18 protein-coding genes are annotated in these 18,577 nt (G+C 60.1%); 4 read left to right on the top strand and 14 right to left on the bottom strand.

Going from position 1 to position 18,577, the window contains the following annotated elements; all coding sequences use genetic code 11:
• Nucleotides 1–11: 11 nt before the first annotated feature.
• The 7 genes from AAG793_RS10940 to rfbB form a co-directional block, all read right to left on the bottom strand.
• Nucleotides 12–590: an acyltransferase gene (locus AAG793_RS10940; protein WP_341908090.1), complete on the bottom strand. Its 579-nt coding sequence runs from the start codon at nucleotides 588–590 to the stop codon at nucleotides 12–14.
• Between the two features lie 27 nt (nucleotides 591–617).
• The gene (locus AAG793_RS10935) at nucleotides 618–1,673 is read right to left on the bottom strand and encodes a Gfo/Idh/MocA family oxidoreductase (protein ID WP_341908087.1); all 1,056 of its coding nucleotides are present in this window, start codon (nucleotides 1,671–1,673) and stop codon (nucleotides 618–620) included.
• A 14-nt stretch (nucleotides 1,674–1,687) separates the two neighbouring features.
• A complete protein-coding gene (locus AAG793_RS10930) occupies nucleotides 1,688–2,971 on the bottom strand; it encodes a nucleotide sugar dehydrogenase (RefSeq protein ID WP_341908421.1) in 1,284 nt (427 codons plus the stop codon).
• Between the two features lie 177 nt (nucleotides 2,972–3,148).
• Nucleotides 3,149–3,697 (bottom strand): dTDP-4-dehydrorhamnose 3,5-epimerase, encoded by a 549-nt coding sequence (gene rfbC / locus AAG793_RS10925; RefSeq protein ID WP_341908084.1) that lies wholly within the window; start codon nucleotides 3,695–3,697, stop codon nucleotides 3,149–3,151.
• Nucleotides 3,694–4,581, bottom strand: coding sequence for a glucose-1-phosphate thymidylyltransferase RfbA (gene rfbA / locus AAG793_RS10920; protein ID WP_341908082.1), 888 nt, complete (start codon nucleotides 4,579–4,581; stop codon nucleotides 3,694–3,696). The genes rfbC and rfbA overlap by 4 nt, the downstream gene beginning before the upstream one ends.
• 8 nt (nucleotides 4,582–4,589) lie before the next feature.
• The gene (gene rfbD / locus AAG793_RS10915) at nucleotides 4,590–5,483 is read right to left on the bottom strand and encodes a dTDP-4-dehydrorhamnose reductase (RefSeq protein ID WP_341908079.1); all 894 of its coding nucleotides are present in this window, start codon (nucleotides 5,481–5,483) and stop codon (nucleotides 4,590–4,592) included.
• Nucleotides 5,480–6,550, bottom strand: a complete 1,071-nt coding sequence (gene rfbB, locus AAG793_RS10910; protein WP_341908076.1) for a dTDP-glucose 4,6-dehydratase — start codon at nucleotides 6,548–6,550, stop codon at nucleotides 5,480–5,482. Before rfbB ends, rfbD begins: the two co-directional genes overlap by 4 nt.
• Nucleotides 6,551–6,752: 202 nt before the next feature.
• On the opposite strand from rfbB, the gene AAG793_RS10905 reads away from it, so the two are divergent.
• On the top strand, nucleotides 6,753–7,100 hold the full coding sequence (locus AAG793_RS10905; RefSeq protein WP_341908074.1) for an H-NS histone family protein: 348 nt from the start codon (nucleotides 6,753–6,755) through the stop codon (nucleotides 7,098–7,100).
• 49 nt (nucleotides 7,101–7,149) lie between these two features.
• Here AAG793_RS10905 and AAG793_RS10900 read toward each other — a convergent pair whose 3' ends face one another.
• A complete protein-coding gene (locus AAG793_RS10900) occupies nucleotides 7,150–9,135 on the bottom strand; it encodes an SDR family oxidoreductase (RefSeq protein WP_341908419.1) in 1,986 nt (661 codons plus the stop codon).
• Between the two features lie 255 nt (nucleotides 9,136–9,390).
• On the opposite strand from AAG793_RS10900, the gene AAG793_RS10895 reads away from it, so the two are divergent.
• The 3 genes from AAG793_RS10895 (at nucleotide 9,391) to AAG793_RS10885 (ending at nucleotide 11,685) form a co-directional block, all read left to right on the top strand.
• Nucleotides 9,391–9,894: a phasin family protein gene (locus AAG793_RS10895; RefSeq protein ID WP_341908070.1), complete on the top strand. Its 504-nt coding sequence runs from the start codon at nucleotides 9,391–9,393 to the stop codon at nucleotides 9,892–9,894.
• Nucleotides 9,895–10,102: 208 nt separating this feature from the next.
• Complete coding sequence (locus tag AAG793_RS10890; protein WP_341908067.1) at nucleotides 10,103–10,774, top strand: TetR/AcrR family transcriptional regulator; 672 nt, start codon at nucleotides 10,103–10,105, stop codon at nucleotides 10,772–10,774.
• 137 nt (nucleotides 10,775–10,911) lie between these two features.
• Nucleotides 10,912–11,685 (top strand): hypothetical protein, encoded by a 774-nt coding sequence (locus tag AAG793_RS10885; RefSeq protein WP_341908062.1) that lies wholly within the window; start codon nucleotides 10,912–10,914, stop codon nucleotides 11,683–11,685.
• A gap of 22 nt (nucleotides 11,686–11,707) precedes the next feature.
• Here AAG793_RS10885 and AAG793_RS10880 read toward each other — a convergent pair whose 3' ends face one another.
• The 6 genes from AAG793_RS10880 to AAG793_RS10855 form a co-directional block, all read right to left on the bottom strand.
• Complete coding sequence (locus AAG793_RS10880; protein WP_341908060.1) at nucleotides 11,708–12,349, bottom strand: HAD family hydrolase; 642 nt, start codon at nucleotides 12,347–12,349, stop codon at nucleotides 11,708–11,710.
• Between the two features lie 56 nt (nucleotides 12,350–12,405).
• On the bottom strand, nucleotides 12,406–13,956 hold the full coding sequence (locus tag AAG793_RS10875) for a glycosyltransferase family 39 protein (RefSeq protein WP_341908057.1): 1,551 nt from the start codon (nucleotides 13,954–13,956) through the stop codon (nucleotides 12,406–12,408).
• Nucleotides 13,957–13,989: 33 nt separating this feature from the next.
• Nucleotides 13,990–14,931: a lysylphosphatidylglycerol synthase transmembrane domain-containing protein gene (locus tag AAG793_RS10870; RefSeq protein ID WP_341908055.1), complete on the bottom strand. Its 942-nt coding sequence runs from the start codon at nucleotides 14,929–14,931 to the stop codon at nucleotides 13,990–13,992.
• A complete protein-coding gene (locus AAG793_RS10865; RefSeq protein WP_341908051.1) occupies nucleotides 14,928–15,794 on the bottom strand; it encodes a decaprenyl-phosphate phosphoribosyltransferase in 867 nt (288 codons plus the stop codon). The genes AAG793_RS10870 and AAG793_RS10865 overlap by 4 nt, the downstream gene beginning before the upstream one ends.
• Nucleotides 15,795–16,012: 218 nt before the next feature.
• Entirely contained in the window at nucleotides 16,013–17,146 is a 1,134-nt protein-coding gene (locus AAG793_RS10860; protein WP_341908048.1) for an ABC transporter substrate-binding protein, read from the bottom strand.
• Nucleotides 17,147–17,423: 277 nt separating this feature from the next.
• On the bottom strand, nucleotides 17,424–18,521 hold the full coding sequence (locus tag AAG793_RS10855; protein ID WP_341908045.1) for an ABC transporter substrate-binding protein: 1,098 nt from the start codon (nucleotides 18,519–18,521) through the stop codon (nucleotides 17,424–17,426).
• Between the last annotated feature and the right edge of the window lie 56 nt (nucleotides 18,522–18,577).

Below are 18,577 nucleotides of genomic sequence, written 5' to 3'. Positions count from 1 at the left end.
TTTTCCGATCTTCACTCTTCCAGGATACAACTGCCATTCCGAAGCAAGTAGGTCAACCCCGTTTGGCAGCAGCGTGTCTGGGCATCGCCTCTCAACGGCAGTTCCAGTCGCTCGCCAAACTGGCTCATCCAGCCGATCTGCCGGGCCGGTACACCTGCCATCAAAGCATAGGGTTTCACATCGCGGTTGACGACGGCGCCGGCGCCGATAAACGCATATTCACCGACAGTAATTCCGCACACGATGGTTGAGTTGGCCCCCAGCGTAGCGCCGCGCTTGATCAACGTTCGACGGTATTCATCCTTACGTGCCACAGCAGACCGGGGGTTGTAGACGTTGGTAAAAACCATGCTCGGCCCACAAAAAACGTCATCTTCCAGAGTCACGGCATCATAGACAGAGACATTGTTCTGTATCTTGACGTTATTGCCGATGAGAACGTCGTTTCCCACATAGACGTTCTGACCCAGCGAACAACGCTCGCCGATTCTGGCACCGGCACTGACGTGAACCCAATGCCAGATGCGTGTACCAGCACCTATTTCAGCACCAGCATCGACGATGGAGGATGGGTGAGCGGTGTAGCTCATTCAAGTGCCCCGTGTCAGCAAATGAAGTCAGAGCTCAAGGGGCAAGCCGACGCGCACCCCGTCCCTGGCAGACCGATAAGCCGCGATCAGCACCTCCAGCGACTTCAGCCCTTCCCGACCGTTGACGTCGGGTTCGGCCTCGCCTTTGAGCACCTTGATCACGTTTTCGTAGTAGAGAGGATGCCCAAAACCATAGACCGAGGTGGTGGCGTAGCTTGCCTCCTTGATCTTTTCGTCTTCCGGATCGACATCGGCAAACTGCCATTCCTTGATCTCGTTGACAGCCACCCCCCCCACGCGAACAGTTCCTTTTTCCCCCAAAATGGTGATAGAGCCCTCCAGATTCTTGGGGTAGGTCAGCATCGTGCAACTAAGGGAACCCAGGGCGCCATTGCGCCATTTGACGCTCATGACGCCGGTGTCTTCAGCCTCAATATCTCGCGCCAGCGTTGCTGTGTAGGCATGCAGGGACTCGATGGGGCCGATGATCCACTCCAGAAGGTCGACGTAGTGGCTGGCCTGGTTCATAAAAGCGCCGCCATCCATCTCCCAGGTGCCCCGCCACTTCGCTTGGTCGTAGTAGCCTTGCTGCGGACGTTGCCAGAACACATTCAAGTTCACCATGTAGATCTGACCGAAGCGCCTTTTCTCTACAGCCCGCTTCAGAAGCTGCAGCGTGGCGTTACGCCGATTCTGTTTGACTACGAAAAGGTGCACGCCCGCTTCCTCACATGCGCGGACCATATTCACACCATCTTCCCATTTGGTAGCCATGGGCTTTTCAGACAGCACGTGGAGACCGGCCTTGGCAATTTCGATAGCCTGCCGAGGGTGCAGGCCGGACGGAGTCGTCACCACCACGCAATCGGCTGTGGTCGCCGCCAGCATGTCGGTCAAATTGGTGTGGCCCCCGGCACCGGTCGCCTTCACGGCGCCCTCGAGTGCTACCGGATCGATATCGCATACATCCACCAGTTCGGCGAATTCACTGTGCTGCGCAATTGAATCAAAGTGGTTCTTGGAAATTCGGCCGCAGCCGACGAGCGCAAAGCGAACTTTGCGCCCTTGAACTATTTTTCTCATCATCAAATGCCTTGTCAAAGACGCCAAACACTGAATCCGACCGCTTCAAGAGAAGCCCGGGGCTGAATACTTTTGACATCAATTAAAACGGGATGGTCACCCCGAGTCATCGCCTTGAGTGCTGAGGGTGTGAGCGCCTTGAACTCCGAGTGCGCTACCGCCATGATCAGTGCATCAACCGGGTGCTCAGCGTCGACCAATCCGAGCGAAAGCCCGTACTCTTCATGGACCTCAGACGCCTCGGCATGCGGATCGCACACCACAACCTCTACGCCGTAATCCTCAAGCTCGCGAACAATATCCACGACTTTGGAGTTGCGCGTGTCAGGACAATTTTCTTTGAATGTAATCCCGAGGATGCCAATACGCGCACGCGCGACGTCGATACCCTCCGAAATCATCTGCTTGACGGTGTTGCGCGCAACGAATCGGCCCATGTTGTCGTTAATGCGGCGGCCGGCAAGAATGACCTGCGGTATGTAGCCCAGCTTTTCAGCCTTGTGGGTAAGGTAATACGGATCCACCCCAATGCAGTGCCCGCCCACAAGGCCTGGACGGAATGGCAGGAAATTCCATTTGCTTCCAGCAGCTTCAAGAACTTCTTGCGTATCAATGTCCATGCGTTTGAACACGACTGCCAGTTCGTTCATCAAAGCGATATTCAGGTCGCGCTGGGTGTTCTCGATGACTTTAGCCGCCTCGGCAACCTTGATGGAACTGGCGCGGTGTACGCCCGCCGTCACAACCGAACTGTAGACATCGGCAACGATGTCCAGTGTGGCCGCATCGGACCCGGAGACGATTTTCTTGATTTTAGTGAAGGTGTGCTCCCTATCGCCCGGGTTGATGCGCTCAGGGCTGTACCCAACAGTGAAATCAACGCCGAATTTCAAACCCGATGTCGCTTCAAGGACGGGAATACATTCCTCTTCGGTGGCACCGGGATAGACCGTGGACTCATAGACGACTATGTCGCCCTTCTTCAAGGCCTTGCCTACGGACCGGGAGGCTCCGATCAGCGGCGAGAAGTCGGGCTTGTTACCCGTATCCACCGGCGTAGGTACCGCAATGATGAAGAAATCACAGCCCTTCAGATCGTCGGTCTTATCGGTGTAATGAATGCGCGCCTGAGCCAGATCGACGGGCTCGACCTCCTCGGTACTGTCTTTCCCTGCTTTCAACTCTGCGATGCGGGCTGCCTTGATATCAAAACCAACAACGGGATGGGTCTTTCCGAATGCCACCGCGACAGGCAGACCAACATAACCTAACCCCACCAGTGCTATTTTTCTATTCATTCTTTTATATATGAGATTCTGCTCAGCCAACGGCTTCCAGACTCGTAACATTACCCGCAATATCGAAGGCGCTTAAAATCCCGCAATACGATCTCGCCACGGCTACGTCCGCTAGATTCGGTACGCGATCACCTCTCACCGATTGTAAGGGGAAGTGCGTGAATAACCCGTCAAGGGTCAATTGGGAAAATCGCAGTCGATTAGCGATGGAGCTGTACTGTCTCTGTCAGACAGAACAGGCGAAGAGCTCAAAGGCCAGTCGATAGCAATACTAGGGTCGTCCCATCTGATGTAACCTTGGTCGCTTGGGTCGTAATATGCGGTACTTTTATAAAGGCACTCTGCATGGTCGCCCAACACAACAAACCCGTGGGCGAAGCCAGGTGGAATCCATAACTGCCTGTAATTCTGAGCAGTAAGTTCAACCCCCACCCAATGCTTGTAAGTTGGAGACGACCTGCGAATATCGACTGCCACATCAAAAATAGCCCCCGAAATAACCCGAATGAGCTTGCCTTGAGGCTGCTTGATCTGAAAATGAAGCCCTCTAAGAACGCTCCTCGTAGATCGTGAATGGTTATCCTGTACGAAAGCCAGATCGGTGGCAGTTAGCTCATTGAATTCCCGCTGATTAAAGCTTTCAAAGAAAAGCCCACGTGAGTCGTTGAAGACTCTCGGCTCGACAATCAGAACCTCTGGCAAGACTGTTGTTGGTAGGACTCTCACTGTACCCCACCGTCCTTCAAAAGGCGCAACAGGTAAGGACCATAGTTGCTGGCCAACATGGAATGGGCCAATTCTCGAAGCTGTGAATCGCCTATGAAGCCGTTGCGCCACGCAATCTCTTCGACACAGGCAATCTTGAGCCCCTGCCGCCGCTCGAGCGTGGCAATGAACTGGCTGGCCTCAAGCAGGCTGTCGTGCGTTCCGGTATCCAACCAGGCGTATCCACGCTGCATGATTTGCACCGACAGTTGACCGCGCTCTAGGTACGCCTGATTGATCGCCGTGATCTCGAGTTCACCGCGCGCACTTGGCTTGATGGACTTGGCAATCTCCACCACTTGCGAGTCATAAAAATAGAGGCCAGTGACTGCGTAATTGCTGCGTGGGGAAGCGGGCTTCTCTACAATGCTGCTCGCTTTGCCTGCTCCATCAAAAGCCACCACGCCATATCGCTCCGGGTCCTGCACATGGTATGCAAAAACGGTGGCCCCCGCCTCCTGCTGGTTAGCAGCCATCAGCAGCCTGTAAAGATCGTGCCCGTAGAAAATATTGTCCCCAAGCACCAGTGCACTTGGCGTGCCAGCCAGGAACGCTTCTCCAATGATGAAAGCCTGCGCCAATCCGTCCGGACTGGGCTGTACTGCGTACTGCAAATTCATACCCCACTGGGACCCGTCGCCCAGCAGCTGCTCGAAGCGTGGCGTATCCTGCGGCGTGCTGATGATGAGCACTTCGCGGATGCCGGCGATCATCAGCGTGCTGAGCGGGTAATAGACCATCGGCTTGTCGTACACAGGCAGCAGCTGCTTGCTGATGGCCAGTGTGGCCGGATGAAGCCGGGTGCCGGAGCCACCGGCCAGGATGATGCCTTTGCGTGGGGTCATGAAGGGTGTCAGTGGATTTCTGCAAGCATGCGGGCGACCCCTTGCTGCCATGCCGGAAGGTGCAGGCCGAAGCGGTTCCGCAGTTTAGCGGTGTTCAGGCGGGAGTTGTGCGGGCGTACTGCGGGCGTGGGGAAGGCGGTGGTCGGAACGGCCACCACCGTGTCAGGTGATGCCCTGAGCGACTTGCTGGCAAGGGCTGCCTGCTCCAGCACAAAACACGCATAGCTGTGCCAGGAGGTTTCTCCTGCAGCGGCCAGGTGATAGATCCCTCCGCTGCCATCTCCGCCAGAAGTGATACTGCGGACCATGTGCGAGGTCACATCGGCCAGCAAATCAGCTCCTGTGGGAGCGCCGAACTGGTCATCAATGACCGTGAGACGATCCCGTTCCGTAGCCAGGCGCAGCATGGTTTTGGCGAAGTTGCCGCCTCGTGACGAGTAGACCCAGCTGGTGCGAAGCACGAGATGCTTTGGGCAGGTCGCCGCGATGCGTTGCTCGCCGTCCAGTTTGGTCCGTCCGTACACGCTAAGCGGGCCGGTCGCATCGTCTTCGTGCCAGGGGCGATTGCCGCTGCCATCGAAGACATAGTCGGTCGAATAGTGCACCAGCCAAGCGCCAACCGAATGGGCAGCTGCCGCCAGCGCACCCGGCGCCTCTGCGTTGACAAGGCGGGCAGCAGCCGTATCGCTTTCGGCCTTGTCCACGGCGGTGTAGGCAGCGGCATTGACGATGACATCAGGTCGAATCTGCCGCACAGCAGCCGCGATCCCTTCCAGATTGGACAGGTCACCGCACAAGTCGATACTGCGTCGATCCAGCGCGATCAGCTCGCCCAGCGGCGCCAGACTGCGCTGCAGTTCCCAGCCCACCTGACCGTTCTTACCGAACAGAAGAATCTTCATGTGATACTTGCCTCGGCGTAGTGGGTATCGATCCACTTTCGATAGGCACCGCTCTGGACATTCGCCACCCACTCGAAGTTGGCAAGATACCACTGCACCGTTTTGCGGATGCCGGTATCAAAGGTTTCAGCGGGCTTCCAGCCCAGTTCTCGCTGGATCTTGCTCGCGTCGATTGCATAACGGCGGTCGTGGCCCGGGCGGTCTTTGACGTAGTTGATCTGGGCGCTGTAGGGCTTTCCGTCGTCCCTGGGGCGCAATTCATCCAGCAAGCCACATACGGTCTTGACAATCTCGATGTTGGGCTTCTCGTTCCAGCCCCCCACGTTGTAAACCTCACCCACGCGGCCGTGCGCCAGCACCTCCCGTATGGCGCCGCAGTGGTCCTTGACATATAACCAGTCGCGCATCTGCATACCGTCGCCGTATACCGGCAACGGCTTGCCCGCCAACGCGTTGACGATCATCAGCGGGATGAGCTTCTCGGGGAAATGGTAGGGACCGTAATTGTTGCTGCAGTTCGTCCTCAGCACCGGCAGGCCGTAGGTATGGTAGTAAGCGCGCACTAAGTGGTCGCTGGCAGCCTTACTGGCCGAGTAAGGGCTGTTGGGCTCGTAGCAATGACTCTCTGTAAAGGCAGGATCGCTGGGCGCCAGTGAACCGTAAACCTCATCGGTAGACACGTGGAGAAAACGAAACGCTGACTTTGCATCGCATTCCAACCCAGCCCAATAAGACCTCACAGTATCCAGAAGTCGGAATGTCCCGACGATATTTGTCTGGATGAAGGCTTCGGGCCCATGAATGGAACGATCTACGTGCGACTCGGCCGCGAAGTTAATGATGGCTCTGGGCTGATGGGAATTTAGCAAGCCCGCCACCAGTGCTTGATCGGCAATATCACCATGGACAAACAGATGCCGGTCATCGCCAATCAGGGAAATCAGATTCTCGCGATTGCCAGCATAGGTGAGACTGTCAAGGTTGATGACAGGTTCATCGAAATCGGCAAGCCAATCCAGCACAAAATTGGAGCCGATAAAGCCAGCGCCACCTGTCACCAAGATCATTCGATATATCCTGCGGATTAAATCTGTTATAAAACTGCCATGGCGAGTATGCCAAAATAAAATCGCCAGTGAATCAATCAACAAAAAAATATTACATTTACTAATAAATTTAAATCAAGCAGCATGCGCAACCGACTCAATTAATCAAGACAGATAATTTCCGTTTATATTCAGCAATATTTTTATTGAAAGCACCAGCAATATGTCGTCTCTCTCCGAACTGCAGCAGCAAATCGCGCAAGCAGAAGCCAAAGTCAATGAATTGCGCGAAAAGCTGGCGCAACAGAAAAACAGCGAGCGCACTCAGGCCATTGCCTCGGCAAAAGAGCTGATCCAGAACTTCCAGCTCTCAGCAACAGAGCTGGGATTGAGTCAAAAGCCTGTAGCTACCCGCAAAGCGAAGGCCCCGCAGGACAAACGCAGCGCAGTGGCTGCGAAGTATAGAGACCCAATCAGCGGGAAAACGTGGACTGGCCGTGGGAAAACGCCAGCTTGGCTCGCAGCAAACATTGCCGCCGGCCACAGCAAGCAGGATTACCTGATCAAATGACCCTGTAGAAAAGCGGCTAGGCGAGGTGGTCGAGTGACGAGCCTGACCATCAGAAATGAATCCCCCGCATCATCTGCTGCATGGCCACGGCCTCGGCAGACAGCTGCGATTTGCCCCCTTTGTCGCCCTTGGCGGCAGACGAGTCCGGGAACATGCGGAAGCTGGTGTTCATGGCGATCTGCGCCACACGGGGCACCAGTGCATGCATCAGCTGGCCGGTAATGCCCAAACGCGTCGCGATACGGACTGGCTTGAAGATGCAGGCTTGGGCGATCATGTCGGCCGCTTCTTCGGGTGACAGCGTCGGCACGTTGTTGTACAGATTGGTCGGCGCGATCATGGGGGTGCGCACCAGCGGCATGTTGATGGTGGTGAAGCTGATGCCCACATCGGCAAACTCGCTGGAGGCGCAGCGCGTCCAGGCGTCCAGTGCCGCCTTGGAGGCCACGTAAGCAGAAAACCGCGGCGCATTGGTCAGCACGCCAATCGAGCTGATGTTGACCACATGGCCCTTGCGCTTGGCCGCCATGCCGGGCAGCAGGCCCATCGTGACCCGCAGGCAGCCGAAGTAGTTGAGCTGCATGGTGCGCTCGTAATCGTGAAAGCGGTCGTAGCTCGACTCGATGGCGCGGCGGATGGATCGGCCGGCGTTGTTGATGAGGAAGTCCACGCCGCCGTGATTCTCGATCAGCAGCTGGATGAATCGGTCGCAATCGGCCATGTCGGCGATATCAGCGGCATAGGCCACGAAGTTGTAGCCCTTGGCCTTGGCTTCCTTGCAGGCCTCGTCAAGCTTGTCCTGGTCACGGCCGCAGATGATGGTGATGGCGCCCGCCTCGGCAAACTTGTGGGCTGCCGCCAGGCCAATACCGGATGAGCCGCCGGTGACCAGCACCACCTTGCCGTTGACCGTGCCCTTGAGGGTGCGGTCGATGTGCAGGTCAGGGTCGAGGTGGCGCTCCCAGTAATCCCACAGACGCCAGGCGTAGTCTTTCAGGTTGGGGCATTCGATGCCAGAGCCTTTGAGCGCAGCCACGGTGTCGCGGCAGTCAAAGCGCGTGGGGTAGTTGACGAAAGTCAGCATGTCCTCGGGCAGCCCGAGATCGGCCATCACCGCGTTGCGGATGCGGCGCACAGGCGCCAGCGCCATCAGGCTCTTTTTGACGCCACGCGGGATAAAGCCGAGCAGTGCCGCATTGATGAACAGGTTCATCTTGGGCGCGTGGGCTGCCTTGCTGAAAATGTCGAGCACGTCGCCGACGCGGTAGCCCACCGGGTCCACCAGATGGAAACACTTTTTGGTGATGGCGGTCTGGTGGCTGAGGTGGTCGAGTGCGTCGACCACAAAATCAACCGGCACGATGTTGACGCGGCCACCTTCCAGCCCCACCGCCGGCATCCAGGGCGGCAGCAGCTGGCGCATGCGCTGGATCAGCTTGAAGAAGTAGTAGGGCCCGTCGATCTTGTCCATCTCGCCAGTCTGGCTGTCGCCGACCACCATCGCGGGGCGGAACACCGTCCACGGCACCTTGCATTCCTTGCGCACGATTTTTTCGCTCTCGTGCTTGGTTCGGAAGTAAGGGTGGTCGTAATTCTCGGCTTCCTCGAACATGTCTTCGCGGAAAACACCTTCATAAAGGCCAGCGGCTGCAATTGAGCTCACATGGTGGAAGTGCCCGGCATCAATCGCCTTGGCAAACTCCACGGTGTTGCGCGTGCCGTCGATGTTGACGGCAATCTGGCTTTCCTCGTCGGCACCCAGGTCATACACCGCCGCCAGATGGTAGAAATGGTTGACTTGGCCCTTGAGCTTCTTGATGTCTTCGCTGCTCACACCCAGCTTCTTGCCCGTGAGGTCGCCATGAATGGCCACTGCGCGGCTGGCGCTGACGCCCCAGTACTCACGCAGGGCTGCGGCCTTGCCGGCACTTTCGGCGCGAAGCAGGTAGTACACCGTACTCCCCTTGCGCTGCAACAGTTTCTTGACGAGTCGCTTGCCGATGAAACCGGTGGCTCCCGTGACGAAATAGGTCATTGTCATTGTGTGTCTCCGCTGAACAGTCAGGCAAAAATGGATTCTTGCCGAAACCCCTGTCCTGCCCATTCAGCACAAACCCGTGCAAACCCACAGCGCATGGGCTTTTCCGTAGAGCCGGCTCCCTAGGCTTCTAGAAGCTGGCACCTACACGCCGCCCTGCGATGGGCTTATATTTCAAACCTGTGCAGTACCACTCAGGCATCAGCCGCCGGTTCTGCGTCCGTCATCCACTTCGCCCGTCAGGAGCACACCATGGTCAAGAAACTGCAGAAAATGAGCGCTGAGAAGAAATCGGCTCCCCATCTTTCCGGTGCCGTCAAGGACTCGGCCCAACAGATCTGGCTCGCGGGCCTCGGCGCTTTCTCCAAGGCGCAGGAAGAAGGCGGCAAAGTCTTCGAAACCCTGGTGAAGGAAGGCCTGTCGATCCAGCGCAAGACACAGGCGGCCGCCGAAGAGAAGATTTCTGAGGCCACCAGCAAGATGGCCAACATGGCCACCGACATCCAATCCAAGGCTGGCCACCAGTGGGACAAGCTGGAAACGATTTTTGAAGACCGCGTGTCCAAGGCGCTGAACAAGCTGGGCGTACCTTCTGCCAAGGACATGGCCGCACTTTCGGCACGTGTCGACGCGCTGAGCAAGCAGCGCTCCGCCGGTGCCGCCAAGCCAGCCACAAAGGCTGCCACCAAGGCAGCCGCCCGGCCAGCGGCCAAGAAGGCAGCAGCCAAGCGCCCTGCAGCGCGCAAATCGGCCTGAGCCTCCTCACCGATCTCCTGGCCACGGCCATGACTGAAAAAGGGCAATTCGATTTGCCCTTTTTTTCGTCTGTTGCAGGGTTGGCAGTTTTGAGCGACTGCAACGAGGGCCGTGCTGGACATCCCTGATACGCGGCCTACGTCCTGTGGGGTAGAGTGTCCAGAGGGGCAAATGCCTGTTTCGCTTCATCACACAAGGCAAGACAACCATGGCGAAAAAAGCGCCGCGTCGCACGGCGGAGCGGATTCTCGAGGTCACGCTGGACCTGTTCAACCGCTTTGGTGAACCCAACGTCTCGACCACGCTGATTTCAGCCGAGCTGGGCATCAGCCCCGGCAACCTCTACTACCACTACCCGGCCAAAGACGAGCTGATCAACTCGCTGTTTGACCGCTATGAGGCGTCGCTCGGCGAACTGCTCAACGCCAGCGACGGCGTGCGCGATGTCGAAGACGCCTGGTTTTTCATGCATACCCTGTTTGAGCTGATCTGGCAGTACCGCTTTCTGTACCGCGACCTCAACGATCTGCTGAGCAAGAACCGCCGGCTGGAAACGCATTTCCAGTGGGTTCTGAAGAACAAGACGCGGTCGGTGAAGTCGCTGCTCGACGGCATGAGCCGTGCCGGCAGCCTGCAGATTGACTCCCGCGAGGTCGAAGCCACAGCCACCAGCATGGTGGTGGTGCTCACCTACTGGCTGAGCTTCGAATATGTCCGCGATCCGCGCAACGCACTGGAGCCGGCCAACGCCCAGGCGGCCTTGCTGCGGGGTGCCCACCATGTGCTGAACCTGCTGATTCCCTATTTGGAGCCGGGCCAGCGCAGCCACCTGCAAGGACTGGTGAGCGCCTACGGCTCGGCTGGCCGCGACCCGGCATGAACGCAGAGACCACCAAGACATCACACCGAGATCTGGACTTTTTCACCTTTCAAAGCACCCTCACGACCCTGTCAAGACCTTTGGTCAACCGATAAGATTCATCTCACCAACACAACAACAAACGACGGAGACAACGCATGGCCAAGTGGACCCCTTTCCCGCACAGCGGGGACTACACCTTCGACACCACCAGCCTGAAGAAAAACTGGGCCCGTCTGCACCAGGGCGACTGCGAGCCCCTGCCCAAGGACGCCGCCGTCCTGCAGGCGTGGGTGCTGTTTCACAACGGCGAATTCCAGAAGGCAGCCGAAGCTGGCATCAAGGCCGGTGGCGACGGCATCACGGTGGCCAACAAGGCCACCAGTCTCTACGCGACCTACCTTGAAACCAAGGAAAAGACCAAGCTCGACCTGTTCATGGAAGTCGCTGCCCGCGCCGAGGCCCAGCAGGCCGTGGACCCCAAGAACGCCAACGCCTGGTACTGGCAGGCCTACGCCCTGGGCCGCTACAGCCAGGGCATCAGCGTGGCCAAGGCGCTGGCACAGGGACTGGGCAGCAAGGTCAAGACGGCACTGGAAAAAGCCATCCAGCTGTCACCCAAGCATGCCGACGCGCACATCGCGCTCGCGGCCTTCCATGCCGAAGTGATTGACAAGGTCGGCGCGCTCATCGGTGGCATGACCTACGGCGCCAAGAAAGACACCGGACTGTCCCTCTACAAGGACGCGCTCAAGCTGAACCCGGGTTCAGCGATTGGCATGATCGAATACGCCAACGGGCTGGTGATGCTCGAAGGCGACAAGAAAATGAAAGAGGCCACCAAGCTTTACGAGCAGGCCGCCTCCAGCAAGGCCATGGATGCCGCCGAACGGCTGGATGTGGAAATGGCCAAGGCCGAGCTGGAAGACTGAAGGCCCGGCAGTGCCATCCCGCTCAGGGCCGCGGTTCCCACGGCTCTCCGCGGTACCACGCATGGCTGGCCATGCGTAGCATGGGATAGTCACCACGCGTATCACCATAGGCATACAGTGTGATGTGCTCGCGCGCTGCGGCGCCAAACCGATCTATCAGCCATGCGTTCAGGCGAAGCACTTTCTGCTCGCCATAACAGTTGGGTGTGCGCATGTGGCCGGTGAGACGGTCGGTGAGGTGGCCGGTGAGAAGGTCACCCCGCCATTCCATTTCGGTGCAGATCAGCGCTTCGAAACCCAGCTGCGCGGTAACTGCGGGCAAATACAGATCGGGTGAGGCGCTTACCATCACGCAGTGGTGCCCTTGGCTGTGGTGCCAGGCCATGCGCTCCGCCACCCAGGGCCGGACCTGACCCGGAAAGTCCTGCGCCAGCCAACGGCGCGTCCACTCTTCCATCTCGGCTGACGTGCGACCTGTCAACGTTGCCCGCATCAGGCACGCCTTGGCCACGTCGTTGCGAACCAGCCGAAGCGCGTAACCCACCAGCCACGGCACGCACCGCACCACCGCCCACAGAAACCGGGGCCAGCCCAGTCCGCGGATGAGGAAGGGGACGAAGGTGTCGCGCCAAGTGATGGTGCCGTCGAAGTCAAAGGCAGCCACCGCGATGGGCTGCGCCTCGTTCGCGGGACCGCTTACAGTACCGTTTACAGGACTATTTACCGGGGGCATCGCACCTGCCCACAGTAACGCTCGCAGAAGGGGCAGCCTGTCATCGGCAGCCACTGCGGGATGTTGTAGTAGCGCTGGTAGATCTGCCCCAGCACGCCTTCGCGATAGGCCTGGTAGTTGAAACCTATGCCTTCGAGCGCGTAAAAGCGCACACCGCTTTCTTCAAACCTCAGTGTCTGTACCGATTCAAAGTAAGGCTTGTAGGCATCCAGCTGCGGCGGGTCGGCCAGAATGATGCGGATGGTCTTGCCCTGATAGACCGAGAAGTCCACCAGCTGATCGTCCTGCCGCGCATGGAACTTGCCCACGCCAAACACCGGCATGTACTCGCGCCGCTCAAAACCGAAAATCGACGCGGGCGTGTAGGCCTCACCCATCAGCACCACGCCGGGTGCCTCGACCTTTTTCAGCATCTCTGCAGTGCGGTAACTGCGCACCACCTGCGGGTAGTACTTCGACAGCACGGGCGTGGTTTGCCAGGTCTCCAGCGTCGTGCTGTAGAGCGCAGCCACCACCAGCACATGCAGGCCGGCAAACACCGCCAGCCCGCGTGCGCAGCGCTTGAGCTGGTCGGCGGGCAGGGCAAACGCCAAGAAGGCAAAACCGAACGGGTAAAACGACAGCACCCAGTGCAGGCCAATCACCTTCTTGCCCGAGAGAAGCGCAAAAAATACCAGCGGCACCAGCACCAGACAGGCCAGCAGGCGATGGCGCCGCGCCGCATCGACCACGGCCGCGCGGTGCCGCAGCACCATCCACACCGCTACCGGTGTGACGAGATACACCATCATGCCGAGGTAGGTCAGCGGCTTGCGCCACGCGAACACCGCGTCTTCATTGCGGTTGTAAACGTTGAACATGATGTTCGACCAGCCGTGGGACATGTTGTAGGCGATGTTGATCGCCGGCCCTGGCAAGGCGCACCCCACCAGCACAGCCAGACCGGCCAGGCGTTCGCGCCGGTACAGCGCAAAGTACACCAGGTAAGCCAACCCCAGCACCACCGAAAAGTACTTGGACAAAAACGCGCAGCCGATGAACACTCCCGACAGCGCATAGAGGCCATAGGCGGCGCCATCGAGCCGCTCGCGCCGTTCTGCACGGAACAGCGCCGCCACCGACAGCGCCGACCAGAAAATCAGCGGGGTGTCGGTGGTGATCAGCGTGTTGAGCCAGTTCAGCGGCGCCAGCCAGAAGAACAGCACCGCCCACGCCGCCCGCACCTTGTCCAGCGAATGCAGCGCCCACCACAGCGCCGCACCCAGCGCCAGCGGCAGCAACACAATCGGCAAGCGGATGGAGCCCAGGCTGTCGCCCAGCGTGGCACGCATGAAGGCGATCAGCCAGCCCACCATGGGCGGGTGGTCGGAGTAGCCCCAGGCGGGGTATACCCCCCACCAGTAGAAGAAGGCCTCATCGCCGGTGACGGGAAAGGTCAGCGCAATCCACGTACGCAGCAACAGCGAAAACACGCCGACACCCAGCAGCCAGCGAATCAGTGAAGGGGGAACAGGTGCAAAAGAGGGATTCTGGGACATGAAAACAGCGTCAGACGCGTGAGCGCGGCAGCATCAACGAAAGCTGATGTCCCGACGGATGGCCGCACTATAAAGCAAGGCTGCGAGCCCCAATGCCACTGCCAGCCAGAGCGTCAGCAGACGCACCACCACCGTCACCGTGAGCGCATTGCCCGGCGAGGCGCCGTGCGCAACCAACAGCCCCACCAGCACCGCTTCCATGCCGCCCAGCCCGGCCGGCAGAGCCGACAGCGCCCCGGCCACCATGGCCACCGCATAAAAGCCGACAGCGGTTGCGAGCGACAGGTCCACCTGCAGCTCCCGGCAGACCATCCACAGGGCCAGGCCCTGCGCAGCCCAAGCCACCAGCGTCAGCGAAAACCAGATTGCCGGCTGCAAGCGCAGGCAGCGCGCAGCGTCTTCCAGCCACGCAAGGCGCTGCACCAGCGCCACGCGAAATCGCCACAGCAGGACCAGCGCCACTGTGGCCAACAGCACGCCAGCGATCAGCAGTCCGTAAACTAAGGCAGGAATCGCCTGAACTGCACCGTGAGTGAACGCCCACCACAGCGCAGGCAAGCAGAGCAGCGCCAGGCAGAACAAATCGGCCAGACGCTCGGCGCCAAAGATGGCCAGACTCTGCGCTGTACTCAGGGGGCGGTGCGCCAGCATCAAGCCACGTACCGCCTCGCCCACATTGCCCGGCGTGGGCGTGAACGCATAGCCCGCCACATAGAGGCGCAGCCCCTGCCACCAGCCAAGCGGCCGGCCGTAATGCGCCATCCACAGGCGCCAGCGGATGCCGCGCAGCAGGTAATTGAGCAGGCACAGCAGCGCGGCCTGAAACCCAGTCCATGACCACAGCACCGACAGCGACGCGCTGCGGCTGTCGCCCCAGATCAGCAGCGCCGCCGCGTAGGCCGTGGCCACTGCGCCCAGCACCAGCAGCAGGCGCTTGAGCGGAAAACCGCCAGCCGGCGCTCGGCCCGGGTTCACAGCCGGTGGCTCAGGAAAATCACCACCCACAGCAGACCGGCGCCGACCAGCCAAGGGTCGCGCAGCAGGTCACGCGCCACGTCCTCCCCGTGCCCGCGGTGCACCTGGTAGGTGTAGCGCAGCATGCCGAAGATCACCACTGGTACCGTGTACAGCAGCCGCTCGCCGTGCTGCAGCAAGGCCTCGGGGCTGGTGGCGAACAGGCTGTAGGTCGTCAGCGTGGCCGTCATGGTGACCGCAATGAAGGTGTCCAGCAGGGCCGACGGGTAATGCGCCAGCACCGCCCGCTGGCTGGTCTCGGCCTGAAAGGTCTCGGCCTTGCGCTTGCAAAAGCCGAGGAACAGCGCGACAAAAATCCCGGTCAGCAGCAGCCAGCGCGAAGGCGGAATACCGACCGCCACAGTACCCGCCAAAAGCCGGAGCATGAAGCCCGACGCGATGATGGACACATCCACCACCGGCACCTGCTTGAGCCGCCACGAGTAGGCGATGTTGAACAACGCATACACCGCCAGCAAGAGCAGCAGCACGCGGTTGTCATGGGCCAGCAGCCCGCCGCCCGCCAGCAGCAGCGCCGCCAGCACCAGCGCCGGGGTGGCACCCACCGCACCACTGGCCAGTGGCCGGTTTTTCTTCACGGGGTGCAGCGCATCACTGGCGCGGTCGTGCCAGTCGTTCAGGATGTAGATCAGGCTGGAGATGCAGCAGAAGGCGGCAAAGGCCGACAGCACGCGCAGATCGAGCGCGGTGTCACGCCAGCCGCCACTGAACAGCAGACCCGCAAACACAAAGGCGTTTTTCAGCCACTGGTGTGGCCTCATCAGGCGAATCAGGGCCAGGGCAGAGGAGTTCGATGAGGACATGAGAACGATTGGCGGGGGGCAAGCACCGGCATGGCCTGCAGGCTCCAGCAGGAGCGCCTGCGGCTCCGCCAAGCATAACTGAGAGGGGCGCCGGTGAAGCCGGCTGGCGTGCAGGGACCCGCCCGAATCACCGTGGGCCATAGTCCTGCCCGCTCCTTAGCACCCCCTATAGCCCCTTAGCGCTGCTTGCCGGGAGGGCTACCCGGGGTCGCAGAAACTCAGGTGCGCACGCGGCCGTCGCCGGTGAGCATCGAGAGCTCGACAAAGCTCGATGCCACGTGGTCGGTCGGCGAGAAAGACACCGGAAAGCCTCTCACCTGCTGGCTGCCCATGCCCTCCAGCCCGGCAATCAGCGATTCACGTGTCAGCTTGGCGCCGGCGCGTCGTACGCCGTCAGTGAACAGCTTGGCGGCCATGTAGCCTTCCATGCTGGAGAAGTTGACCTGCGCATCCTTGCCGGCCGCCTTCACGGCGTCAACGAATTCACGGGTGATGGGCCGCGCCGCGCTGTAGGGCGATGGCATCACCTGCGAAACCACCACACCGGCACCCTCCTTGCCCAACTCGTCGGCCAGTGCCTGGGTACCGACGAACGACACGTTGTAGTACGTGCCGCCATAGCCGGCCTTCCGGGCCTCACGGATGAAAGCGGCGCAAGCCTTGTACGCACCGATCTGCACCACCGCGTCCGGGCCTGCAGCGGTCAGCGTCTTGACGGCACCAGCCACGTCCACCGAATTGCGCTCCACAGTGGCTTCTGCCACGGTCTTCAGACCCAGGGCACCGAGAGCCAGCGTCACACCGCTGAGGCCCGCCTTGCCATAGGCGTCGTTCTGGTAGAACACCGCGATTTTCTTGAGCCCCAGGCTGGTGAGCTGCTTGACGATCAGCGCGGTCTCGTCGTTGTACGAGGCACGCACATGAAAGGCGTAGCGGTTGAACGGCTCGCGCAATGCCATGGCACCGGTGAATGGCCCGAAAAACGGCACCTTCTCCTTGGTCGCCTGTGGCAGGGCCACCACGCTGGTCGGCGTGCCGATGTAGCCGAACAGGGCAAACACGTCGTCGGCCAACAGCTTGCGTGTGTTTTCGGCGCAGCGGTCCGGCTCGTAGCCGTCGTCCAGCTGACGGATTTCAATTTGCCGCTTGCCAATGCCGCCCTGGGCATTCACCTGGTCGAAATAGACCTTGGCCCCCTGATAGAACTGGATGCCCAGTTGCGCAGCAGGGCCGGTAAAGGCGGCCGACTGACCCAGAATGATCTTGTTGTCTGACTGCGCACGCGCGAGGTTGAAACCTGCCAGCGTGGTGGCGCCAGCGACGATGGAAAATTGACGGCGATTGATATGCATGCACATATTTTCGCGACATCACTTACCTTTGGTAGCAGTCGCGGCACGCCTGTCGGTAACAGAACGAAACCAGCTTCACCCGGTTAGATACTTAGGTATTGATTCCGTCTTGAACTGCTGCGCGCAGAAATCCTAAAGACCTCACCCCGGCCATGACACGCGTGGCGCCGTTCCAACAGGGCGAGGTGGCGCCAGCGATGCGGTGTAGTCTGCCGGCCCTACAAGGCAAAGGGTTTCTCGGCCCTGAAACCCGACTCGTGGGAGCCCGTCTTGAGAGCTACTCCCGCACACGTCCCGTGGCGTCGACCAGACTCAGCTCGACCAGCTTGGAACCCACGCGGTCACCCTCGAAGTGAATACGAAAGCCCCCAAGGTTGAATTCCTGCATGGTATCGAGCGCCTTGCGCAGCTTGGCGCGCGTCAGGTCCTTGCCAGCCCGGCGCAGGGCTTCGACGTATACGCCCGCAGCGATGTAACCCTCCAGCATGTACACATTGGGCTTGCCCACCTTGGCGACGGCCGCGTCAGCAAGAAACTCACGCACCAGCGGGCTTTTGGCGTTGTCTGACTTGGGTGTCACGCGCACCACAACCACCCCGGCCCCTGCCGCACCCAGTTGGTCGGCCAGCAGGCTTTCGCCGGTGTTCGAGAAGCCGTAAATCGGCCCGCGATAGCCCTTCGCACGCAGCTCTCGGATGGCTGCCGCGGCGATGCCCGACTCGCTGATCACCAACACCGACTCAGGCCGCTTGCCCAGCACATCGGCCACGGCTGCGGGCACAGTGGCTGCGGCGACGGCCGACTTCCCAACCATGTTGGCGCCCAGTCCGCCCAAGGTCCGCTCGGCGGAGTCCAGCGCTGCAACCGACTCGCTGTCCCTCGCATGCAGGATGGCCAGCTTGCGCATGCCCAGCGCTTCCGCATGCCGCGTGACCACAGCCGCCTCTTCGGAGTAACCCGGGCGCACCGAAAACACATTCGGATAGAGCGAGCCACGCAGCTCGTCCGCACCAGCCATCGGCCCGAACAGCACGATGTCGGTGTCTTTCAGCAAGGGGTTAGAAGCCGTCACCTGTGAAGAACCGTAGTAACCAAACAGCGAAAACATTCGCAGATCAATCAGCTTGCGGGTGTTTGCGGCAGCCGTCTCGGGAACGCCGCTGTCGTCCATCGTCACCACTTCGATCTTGCGCCCGTTCACGCCACCAGCGGCGTTGGTGCGCTCGAAGTAAAGCCTGGCGCCTTGCGTGAACGGTATCGCCAGCGTGGCCACCGGCCCGGTCATCGCCACCGACTGGCCGATGGTGATGGTGGTGCGGCCAACCCCTTCCTGCGCGTGGGCTGAAAGACCCGGCAACGCAAGGGCCGCTAACATGGTGAATCGCGCGACCGGCGCACTGAGCTCTCTCAAAGAGCCGGTCAACCGGTCCA

Source organism: Polaromonas sp. YR568 (genome assembly GCF_943372955.1).
Classification (GTDB): domain Bacteria; phylum Pseudomonadota; class Gammaproteobacteria; order Burkholderiales; family Burkholderiaceae_C; genus Polaromonas.
This window is presented reverse-complemented; position numbering and strand designations above follow the sequence as displayed.